The sequence below is a fragment of the Saccharopolyspora sp. genome, assembly GCF_017434145.1.
Lineage (GTDB): Bacteria > Actinomycetota > Actinomycetes > Mycobacteriales > Pseudonocardiaceae > Saccharopolyspora_C > Saccharopolyspora_C galaxeae.
In genome coordinates this window covers 1-6,239 of sequence record NZ_JAFRFW010000778.1, presented here as the reverse complement: position 1 = coordinate 6,239, position 6,239 = coordinate 1, and the positions used below count along the sequence as shown (strand labels likewise).

General features: G+C 71.4%; 4 protein-coding genes. 3 read left to right on the top strand and 1 reads right to left on the bottom strand.

Annotated elements, in window-relative coordinates; translation table 11 throughout:
• Together IJH84_RS21000 and otsB are read left to right on the top strand one after the other, a co-directional pair.
• A partial coding sequence (locus IJH84_RS21000) for a trehalose-6-phosphate synthase (protein WP_295147993.1) occupies positions 1 to 812 on the top strand: 812 nt, incomplete at its 5' end.
• A 157-nt stretch (positions 813 to 969) separates the two neighbouring features.
• On the top strand, positions 970 to 3,519 hold the full coding sequence (gene otsB, locus IJH84_RS20995) for a trehalose-phosphatase (RefSeq protein WP_295147989.1): 2,550 nt from the start codon (positions 970 to 972) through the stop codon (positions 3,517 to 3,519).
• Positions 3,520 to 3,642: 123 nt separating this feature from the next.
• Here otsB and IJH84_RS20990 read toward each other — a convergent pair whose 3' ends face one another.
• On the bottom strand, positions 3,643 to 4,743 hold the full coding sequence (locus IJH84_RS20990; protein ID WP_200068314.1) for a LacI family DNA-binding transcriptional regulator: 1,101 nt from the start codon (positions 4,741 to 4,743) through the stop codon (positions 3,643 to 3,645).
• Positions 4,744 to 4,930: 187 nt separating this feature from the next.
• On the opposite strand from IJH84_RS20990, the gene IJH84_RS20985 reads away from it, so the two are divergent.
• On the top strand, positions 4,931 to 6,028 hold the full coding sequence (locus IJH84_RS20985) for an ABC transporter ATP-binding protein (protein ID WP_200068313.1): 1,098 nt from the start codon (positions 4,931 to 4,933) through the stop codon (positions 6,026 to 6,028).
• The last annotated feature ends 211 nt before the right edge of the window (positions 6,029 to 6,239 follow it).

Here is a 6,239-nt window from a genome sequence, read left to right as displayed (position 1 = left end):
TGGCCCGGCGGCTGGCCGGTTTCGAGCCCAGCCGCGGCCAGGTCGGGGTGCGCTCGCGGCCGGGCGTGGTGCAGGTCGGCGACCGCACGGTGCGGGTCGGGGCGTTCCCGATCTCGATCGCCTCCTCCGAGCTGGACCACATGGCCCGCAGCAAGGACGTGCAGCAGCGCGCCAAGGAGATCCGGGCCGAGCTGGGCAACCCGCGCAAGATCATGCTCGGGGTGGACCGGCTGGACTACACCAAGGGCATCGACGTCCGGCTGCACGCGATGCACGAGATGCTGCAGGAAGGCCGGGTCCGCGCCGAGGACGTGGCCATGATCCAGATCGCCACGCCCAGCCGGGAGCGCGTCGAGCACTACAAGCAGATGCGCGAAGGCATCGAGCGCGAGGTCGGCCGGATCAACGGCGAGTTCGGCCGGGTCGGCCACCCCGCGGTGCACTACCTGCACACCTCGGTGGACAAGCGGGACCTGGTGGCGTTCTACTGCGCGGCCGACGTCATGGTCGTGACGCCGGTGCGGGACGGCATGAACCTGGTGTGCAAGGAGTACGTGGCGTGCCGCAACGATCTCGGCGGCGCGCTCGTGCTCAGCGAGTTCGCCGGCGCGTCCGCGGAACTGACCAGCGCCTACCTGGTCAACCCGCACAACCTGGACGGAGTCAAGGAAGCGCTGCTGGCCGCCCTCGACATCGAGCAGGCCGAGGGCCGCCGTAGGATGCGAGCATTGCGTAGGCAGGTGCTCACGCACGATGTCGATCGCTGGGCGCGATCGTTCCTCGAAGCGCTGGGTACGACCCTTACGGATTAGTGCGCGGTCCCGCATTCGCCGGCACGACCGGGAAGCGGGCGACGGCACGACCGATCGACCACCGGCAGGCGTGCTGCGGGAACCGGCAGCGGACCCGACTCGCGCGCCGCGGCACCGGATCGATCACGAAGACCCATCCGAGAAGCCCCAGAGGAGTATGGCGTTGACCGCCGAAGCTCTCCCCGCCGAGCTCCGACGCACTCTCGTGCAGCTCGCGCGCACCCCTCGACTGCTGGTCGCCTGCGACTACGACGGCACGCTCGCACCGATCGTGGCCGACCCGAACGCGGCCAAACCGCTGCCCGAATCGGTGCACGCCATGCGTTCGCTGGCCGCTCTTCCCGCGACCACCACCGCGGTGATCTCCGGACGCGCCCTGCGCGACCTCGCCACCCTGTCCCGGCTGCCCGCCGAGGTGCACCTGGTCGGCAGCCACGGCTCCGAGTTCGACGTCGGCTTCGTGCACCAGCTGGACCCGCAGGCCACCGAGCTGCGCACCGCGCTGCAGCGGGCCGCGCAGGAGGTCGTGGTCGGCGAGGAAGGCGTCACGCTGGAGGCCAAGCCGGCCAGCGTGGCCGTGCACGTGCGCCGCGCCGAAGAAGACGTGGCCGAGCGGGTGCTCGACGCCATCCGCTCCGGCCCGGCCACCTGGGACGGCGTGCAGGTCACCGAGGGCAAATCGGTGATCGAGCTGGCCGTGGTGCAGACCGACAAGGGCAACGCGCTGGACGCGCTGCGCCACCAGGTCGGCGCGACCGCCGCGATCTTCCTCGGCGACGACGTCACCGACGAGAAGGCGTTCGCCCGGCTGCACGGCCCGGACATCGGGCTCAAGGTCGGCGACGGCGAAACGCTGGCCGGTTTCCGGGTGGCCGACACCACGCAGGTCGCCACCGCGCTGGCGTTCCTGATGGAGGAGCGGCGCACCTGGCTCTACGGCGAGCAGGCCCCGCCGATCGAGCGGCTGACCATGCTGTCCAACGAGCGCACCGTGGCGCTGCTGACCCCGGACGCCCGGGTGACCTGGATGTGCCACCCCGGGCCGGATTCGGCGGCGGTGTTCGCCGACCTGCTCGGCGGCCCCGGCGCCGGGCACTTCTCGATCCGCCCGCACGGCGGCGACGGCGCACCGCGCAGCCCGCTGCCGCTGGGCCAGCGCTACGTGCCGGGCACCATGACCGTCGAGACCCGCTGGTCGCGGCTGCTGGTCACGGACTACCTGGAGCACGGGGTCGACGGGCACCGCACCGACCTGATCCGGGTGATCAGCGGCGGCAGCACCGCGAGCATCGAGTTCGCCCCGCGCCCCGAGTTCGGCCAGGTGCCGGTGCGGCTGGTGCAGGAGGCGGGCGGCCTGCGGGTGATGGGCACCTCCGAGCCGATCGTGCTGCACTCGCCCGACGTGCAGTGGGAGATCACCTCGGACGGGATGCACGAATCTGCGCACGCCGTGGTGGAAGCCTCCGACGCCGAGCCGGTGGTGCTGGAGATGCGCTGCGGCACCGAGGACCTCTTCCCCGCGCAGCTGACCCAGCCGCAGCGCCGCGCCGCGGCGGACGCCTACTGGTCGGACTGGCTGGAGACGCTCACGCTGCCCGCGGTCGAGCGCGACCTGGTGGGCCGTTCCGCGCTGACGCTGCGCGGGCTGTGCAACACCGACACCGGCGGCATCATGGCGGCCGCCACGACCTCGCTGCCCGAGGAGATCGGCGGGGTGCGCAACTGGGACTACCGCTACTGCTGGCTGCGGGACGGCTCGATGACCGCGCAGGCGCTGGTCACGCTCGGCTCCACCGCGGAAGCGGAGGGTTTCCTGAACTGGCTGCACAACGTGCTGGCATCGCTGCCGGGCCCGGAGCGGCTGCACCCGCTCTACAGCTTGCAGGGCACCAGCCTCGGCCCGGAGGCCGTGATCGACAGCCTGCCCGGCTACGCCGGGTCCCGCCCGGTCCGCGTCGGCAACCTCGCCGACCAGCAGGTGCAGCTGGACGTGTTCGGGCCGGTCGTGGAGCTGGTGACGAACCTGGCGGCGGCCACCGGCGCGCTGCGCGATCAGGACTGGGAACTGGTCAAGGCGATGGCCGAGGCCGTCTCGCACCGCTGGTTCGAGCCGGACCACGGCATCTGGGAGGAACGCGACCAGCCGCGGCACCACGTGTACTCGAAGGTGATGTGCTGGGTCACGCTGGACCGCGCGATCAAGCTGGGCGAGCGCTACGACCGCACGCCGGAATCGACGTGGGGCCCGCTGCGCGACCAGATCTCCCAGGACGTGCTCAAGAACGGCTGGCAGGCGGACGTGCAGGCGTTCACCACCGCCTACGAGGGCTCGGACCTGGACGCGGCTTCGCTGCACGTCGGCTTGTCCGGGCTGATCGACCCGGCGGACGAGCGGTTCAGCGCCACGGTCACCGCGATCGAGTCGGAGCTGCGCAGCGGCTCCACCGTCTACCGGTACCGCCGCGACGACGGACTGCCCGGCGACGAGGGCGGTTTCCACCTCTGCGCGGCGTGGCTGATCGAGGCGTACCTGCTGATCGGGCGGCGCACCGAGGCCGAGGAGCTGTTCCAGCAGATCGTGGACACCGCAGGGCCGACCGGGCTGCTGGCCGAGGAGTACGACCCGATCGCGGAGCGTTCGCTGGGCAACCACCCGCAGGCCTACTCGCACCTGGGCTTGATCCGCTGCGCCCAGTTGCTGTCGTAGCGCTGTGCCGCGGGTCGGGCGGCCGAGCCTGACCCGCGCGAACGAGCGGGCCGTTCGTCCGGTGCACCGGGCCAGCCGGCCCGCTTTTTCCTGCGCCGGCCGGTGTGCCGGCTCAGCGGCTCGTCACGGCCCGAACCAGCGCTCCTCGGCGGATCGCGGCGGCGCGGCGGTGCTGCCGGTGAGCATCTGCGTCTCCAGCACGACCTCGCGCGGGCGGCCCGGTTCGCTGGTGTCCAGCAGCAACCGCCCGGCCGCGCGGCCCTTCTCCATCACCGGCTGGCGAATCGTGGTCAGCCCGACCCGCTCGGCGTCCTCGATGCCGTCGAAGCCGGTGACCGTGAGGTCTTCCGGCACGCGCAGGCCGCGGCGCTCGGCCTCCTGCATCGCGCCCAGCGCGAGGATGTCCGAGGTGCACACCACCGCGGTGATCTCCGGGTCCAGCTCCAGCAGTTGCGCCGCCGCGGAGGCACCGGATTCGGTGGAGTGGTCGAAGCGCTCCACCACCGGCACCTTCGACCAGTCCACGCCCGCTTCGCTGAACCCTTCGGCGAGCGCGGTGAGCCGGGAGCGCTGCACGTGGAAGCTGGCGTTGGCCTGCCGGTGCACCGAGGCGATCCCGTCGTTGCGCCCGCGCGCGAGCCGCATGCAGCAGACCCCGATGCGCCGGTGCCCGAGGCCGATCAGGTGCTCGGTGAGGACTTTGACGGCGCGTTCGTCGTCCGGCCCGACCCAGTCGACCTGCTCGACGCGCGGCTGGTCGGCGACCACCACCGGCACCGGCCGTTCCAGCACGGCGGCCAGGTGCGGGTCGTCCTCCGGCACCGAGTACACGACGAAGCCGTCCACCCCGGCGCGGTGCACCGACGCGACGTCTTCGTGTTCCGGGTTGGCCGGGATCAGCAGCAGTCCCTGCCCGGCGTCCTCGCAGGCCAGCGCGAGGCCTTCCAGGAAGCGGATCGCCGCGGGGTCGCGGAAGGCGTAGGAGAGGTTCTCGGTGAGCAGCAGTCCGACCGCACCCGCCTTGCGGGTGCGCAGCGAACGCGCCACCGGGTCCGGCCCGGGGTAGCCCAGCCTGCGCGCGGTGTCCAGCACCCGCTTGCGCAGCTCCGGCGAGAGCTGGTCGGGGCGGTTGTAGGCATTCGACACCGTGGTCCTGGAAACGCCCAGCTCCGCGGCGAGCGAAGCCAGCGTCGCGGGCCGTCGGGCATTCGTTGACCGAGCCATGGAGGAACGGTAACGGTTCAGTACTCGGGGGTGAAGCCGCCATGATGCAGATCCCACCGCTGATCGGAAACGATCACTCCTGGTCATCACGTGATCACGCAGTGAACGGGTGCGCCGGAACCCGTGAACTTAACTTAGTTAAGCGCTAAGTTTGCTTTCACTCGAGCCAGTGAAAGGTGCGTCACACATGTCAGAGGTCGCATACGTCCAGGCAGCACGCCTCTACCCCGGCAACCCGCCGGTGCGCGCGGTCGACGCCCTCGACCTGCAGGTCTCCGACGGCGAGTTCCTGGTGCTGGTCGGACCTTCCGGCTCGGGCAAGTCCACGGCGCTGCGGATGCTGGCGGGCCTGGAGGACATCGACGAAGGCTCGATCACCATCGGCGGCCAGGACGTCACCAACACCGCGCCGAAGGCCCGCGACATCGCGATGGTCTTCCAGTCCTACGCGCTGTACCCGCACATGACCGTCGCGGAGAACATGGGCTTCGCGCTCAAGCTGCGCAAGACGCCGAAGGACCGGATCCGGGCCAAGGTCACCGAGGCCGCCAAGATGCTCGACCTGGAGCAGTACCTGGACCGCAAGCCGAAGGCGCTGTCCGGCGGGCAGCGCCAGCGCGTCGCGATGGGCCGCGCGATCGTGCGCGAACCCAGCGTGTTCCTGATGGACGAGCCGCTGTCCAATTTGGACGCGAAGCTGCGGGTGGAGACCCGCGCGAACATCGCCGCGCTGCAGCAGCGGCTGGGCACCACGACGATCTACGTCACGCACGACCAGGTCGAGGCGATGACGATGGGACACCGGGTGGCGGTGCTCAAGGACGGCGTGCTGCAACAGGCGGCCACCCCGCGCGAGCTGTACGAGAACCCGCGCAACGCCTTCGTGGCCGGGTTCATCGGCTCGCCCGCGATGAACCTCAAGACCGTGCGGCTGAACGAAAGCGGCGCGGAGCTGGACGGGCAGACGGTGCCGCTGACCCGCTCGGCGCTGGCCGCCGCCGAGGGGCTGGAGCAGGTGACCTTCGGCATCCGCCCGGAGTCGCTGCGCCTGGTCTCCGGCGCGGACGAGAAGAGCCTGCAGATGACCGTGCAGCTGGTCGAGGAGCTGGGCGCGGACGCGCTCGTGCACGGCACCATCCAGGTCGACGGCTCGCCGGAGCGGTTCGTGGTGCGCACCGACGGCCGCACGCCTCCGGCGCTCGGGCAGCAGGTGCAGGTGGCGCTGCGCGACGCGAGCGAGCTGCACCTGTTCCACCCGGAAACCGGCGCCCGCCTCGAGGCCTGACGCGCCCGGAGCGGCAGCGATCCGCTGCCGGGCTGCTCCAACGCAGGGTGCGCACCACCGGATCCGGGCGGTCGCGTTCGGCGCGCAAGGTGCACCCGAACGGCGCGTCGCGCCACTGATTGCGAATGGTCGTCGTCGGCGACAGGACGAGAGCCTGCCTGCCGACGCGCCGGGCCAACTCGATGCCCACCGGGCTCGGGCGCGCGGGAGC

Excerpts from the sequence above, each read along its gene's own strand:
- otsB (WP_295147989.1), top strand. The coding sequence starts at position 970 with ATGGCGTTGACCGCCGAAGCTCTCCCCGCCGAGCTCCGACGCACTCTC.
- IJH84_RS20990 (WP_200068314.1), bottom strand. The coding sequence starts at position 4,743 with ATGGCTCGGTCAACGAATGCCCGACGGCCCGCGACGCTGGCTTCGCTC.
- IJH84_RS20985 (WP_200068313.1), top strand. The coding sequence starts at position 4,931 with ATGTCAGAGGTCGCATACGTCCAGGCAGCACGCCTCTACCCCGGCAAC.